Here is a 1,121-nt window from a genome sequence, read left to right as displayed (position 1 = left end):
ATTCAGATGGTAATTATTATCAGTTTAAAAACACTATTTCAGGCTTTAAAAAGTTCGAAAAATTATTAGATCTATCGAGCCATTGTGTGATGGAAGCAACAGGATATTATCACTATCAGTTAGCTTATTATTTACTTGAATCAGGTATTAAAATATCTGTAGAAAATCCATTAGCGGTAAAGCGATTTATACAAATGAAGTTGTCTAAAATAAAGACAGATAAGAGTGATTCTAAACTTATATGTGAGTATGCCAGTCAGGTAGACTTAAAGTTGTGGAAAGGCAGTTCCAAGCATCAAATAGAATGCTTGCAAATGACCAGACTCCTTTCTGTGTATACAAAACAGAGCACAATGTTAAAAAATAAACTACACGGTGAAACCGTTTTAGGAAATCCAAGTAAAGCGGTTGTGAGTTCTATAAAACGAAGTTTAAAACAGTTAGAAAAAGAAATAGACAACTTAGAAGTTAAATTATTGTTATTGGTAAAAGAAGCGCACCAAGATGTGCTAACACGGTTAAAAACTATACCCGGAATAGGAGCTAAAACAGCCTTAATGTTAGTGGTTTTAACGGACGGTTTTGAACGATTTAGTAGCGGTAGTGAATTATGTAGTTATGCTGGGTTAACACCCGTGATAAGAAATAGCGGAACAAGTGTAAATGGACGAAGTAGAATTAGTAAGATAGGAAATCAAAAACTGCGTAATCTCTTATTTATGTGTAGCTTTAATGCCTGTAAATACAATAAAGCTTGTCGTGATATTTATGAGCGTATCGTTGCCAAAGGAAAGAGTAAAAAGTTAGCATTAATAGCCGTGTGTAATAAACTATTAAAGCAAGCCTTTGCTATTGCAAAATCAGGACTAATATATGATGATTCTTACAGAAGCACTTTAGCTAAAAATTAGTTAGTTTTTACTTGTTTTTTACCACAGTACTTTGTTACCATACGTACTTTTTTACAACGTTCCTCCATCAGGCCAATTTTTCCAATGATTATTTGGCTGTTCAGTCGGTTTGTAAAATTCCGCTTGTCCAGTTTCAAGAACCTTGGCTATTTGCTTAAAAGTTTTGCTTTTACTCGGAATTTCGGAATCCGCACAGTACTTTTTCTTATA

At 33.5% G+C, this 1,121-nt stretch carries 2 protein-coding genes; one reads left to right on the top strand and one right to left on the bottom strand.

What is annotated here, in order from left to right; all coding sequences use genetic code 11:
- Positions 1-911 (top strand): IS110 family RNA-guided transposase (locus tag BFJ87_RS12035; protein WP_077404791.1); only part of this gene is annotated, 911 nt, incomplete at its 5' end.
- A gap of 51 nt (positions 912-962) precedes the next feature.
- On the opposite strand, the gene BFJ87_RS17180 is transcribed toward BFJ87_RS12035, so the two are convergent.
- Positions 963-1,121, bottom strand: a 159-nt coding sequence (locus BFJ87_RS17180; RefSeq protein WP_420836114.1) for a DUF7003 family protein, incomplete at its 5' end; no start/stop codon positions are given.

Source organism: Cellulophaga omnivescoria, from assembly GCF_001999725.1.
In the GTDB taxonomy this organism is placed as follows: Bacteria; Bacteroidota; Bacteroidia; order Flavobacteriales; family Flavobacteriaceae; genus Cellulophaga; species Cellulophaga omnivescoria.
The sequence above is the reverse complement of the archived record's forward strand: the minus strand, read 5'-3'. Positions and strand labels throughout refer to the sequence as shown.